Raw genomic sequence first — 1,992 nt, 5'->3', positions numbered from 1 at the left:
TTGCGAACGATAGACCGAGGCGATGCAATCCAGTGTAAGCTGGCATGTATTATAGTTCAAAATTAAAACACTAACATCCATAGTAACGCTCCTGCCTTGAAATACACATATAATATCTACCTGTACAATCTATCACAACCTGACCCTGACCTATTATTCCAGTCAAGATTAACGTCTACACCGTTTACTTCATTCTACACGCATTATAGCATAGATAGACGCCAAAAGTTAATTTCAAGATAATGTAAGAAGAAAATTTCTGAATATTACAAAAAGTAGCTGTTGACTATACATAAGCATCTATTTTGAAGTTAAATATAGCCACTCATAATTAGAAAACGAAACAAAAGATTCTCAGGTGTAGATTGACGATACAATCGGCACATTTTCAAATAACGAAACCGTTCAAGCCATGTACGTCTCGGCGCTATAAATGCTTCCAACTGAACCATCATAACAGCATCTCGTATGTGCTCACCATAAATACGTTTGAACTCTATAGCTTGTTTCACAAGTAGCTTCTGATGTTTATGCTTACGGTAACTACTCCACTTTTTAGTTATCTTTGCCATAAACGTAGCCTCACCGCCGACAGCATTATTGCCATGTTGTCGATAATAAATAGACGGTTTCGGATCAAAATGCACGCGACCTAGTAAAGATACTACCAAATATACCCACCAATCATGCATCTGGATATGATCCACATTGATGTCATCTGCTTCATCCAAAAGAAGCTCCAATGCACGTCGATTAAACGACATTGTAGCGCCAACTGCAATATTTTGAATAAGGGCATTATAAAACGAAGGTTCTTTCGCAAGCGGTCCTGGCCATATAGCTGTTGGCTTCAATTGCTCATCGGTCAATTGTGTAGCCGTACAGAGCATAGCAGGAACCCGTTCTGAACTTAAACCATCCAACTCTAATTGACTCAATTTTTGAACAGCTCGCATGACTTTATCCTGCATCCACACATCGTCCTGATCACAAAAGCAAAAATAACTCACTTCACGATCAGCATGCTGTAGTAACGTCCAAAAGCTTCGTACCACACCTATATTTTCGCCTACGATCAAATCGATGTGTTCCGGGGATGTAGTCATATATTGACGTACAATCGCTACTGTATTATCGCTTGATCCATCATCCCGAACAAGTATCTTAATCGCACCATAATTTTGCGCAAAAATACTGTTTAGTTGTTCCTCTATGTATACTTCTCCATTATAAGTGGATAATAACACCTGTAACGTCTCTTTGGGCATTGTATTACTCCGTTCCATTCCTTTATGCATGCAGTCAGTGAATTTTATATTCATGGTCTCCTACAACAAACACGGTTGAATATTCGTATGGTTTACACTGTAGTTTATTTTAACAGAAACAACTCGTGGCTAATAGCATGATCCTACCGACTATCAAACAATCAACATACAAATGATATGAACTAAAAAAAGCATCTTCTACCGATATAGAAGATGCTTTTCCTTTATTCAATATGAAGTTAAACGTTCACCAGTTCAAAGCTAACGATAAGCGTTTGGTTACTATTTGGGGTTCCTATACTTTTAAAGTATGCTTATACTCTGTTAAAAATGCAGTCAACCCTTCACGCCAGTCTCGAATATCCTGAAATCCATTTGTACGAATCGACATATGCTCCATGACCGAATTGGCTGGACGTGGTGCTGGACGTGGAAAATCGGCTGTTGTGCAAGGCTCCAGACTGGCAGTAATTGATGCCTGAAGTACCTGCTTCGCCTGACTGAAAATTTCCTGTGTAAACTCATACCATGTGCAAGCTCCGCTATTGGAAGCATGGTAAATGCCATACTTCTCTGTCCGCATCAACTCGGACACAAACTCTACCAGATCGACGGTGTACGTAGGCGAACCCTTCTGGTCATGAACAACCTTGAGTTCCGGCTTTTCCTGTCCCAGTTTCAACATCGTCTTCACAAAGTTATTGCCGTGCAATCCATACACCCA

The 1,992-nt window shown here is 39.9% G+C and carries 2 protein-coding genes; both read right to left on the bottom strand.

The genetic code is table 11. From position 1 onward, the window contains the following. Positions 1-311: 311 nt before the first annotated feature. Complete coding sequence (locus AAHF22_RS23675) at positions 312-1,268, bottom strand: glycosyltransferase family 2 protein (protein WP_347327459.1); 957 nt, start codon at positions 1,266-1,268, stop codon at positions 312-314. A 295-nt stretch (positions 1,269-1,563) separates the two neighbouring features. Further along, positions 1,564-1,992: SDR family oxidoreductase (locus tag AAHF22_RS23670; RefSeq protein WP_347327458.1), on the bottom strand; the 429-nt coding region annotated here is incomplete at its 5' end.

Origin of the sequence: Paenibacillus wenxiniae (genome assembly GCF_039822605.1) — a bacterium.
In the GTDB taxonomy this organism is placed as follows: Bacteria; Bacillota; Bacilli; order Paenibacillales; family Paenibacillaceae; genus Saccharibacillus; species Saccharibacillus wenxiniae.
The sequence above is the reverse complement of the archived record's forward strand: the minus strand, read 5'-3'. Positions and strand labels throughout refer to the sequence as shown.

Excerpts from the sequence above, each read along its gene's own strand:
- AAHF22_RS23675 (WP_347327459.1), bottom strand. The coding sequence starts at position 1,268 with ATGCCCAAAGAGACGTTACAGGTGTTATTATCCACTTATAATGGAGAA.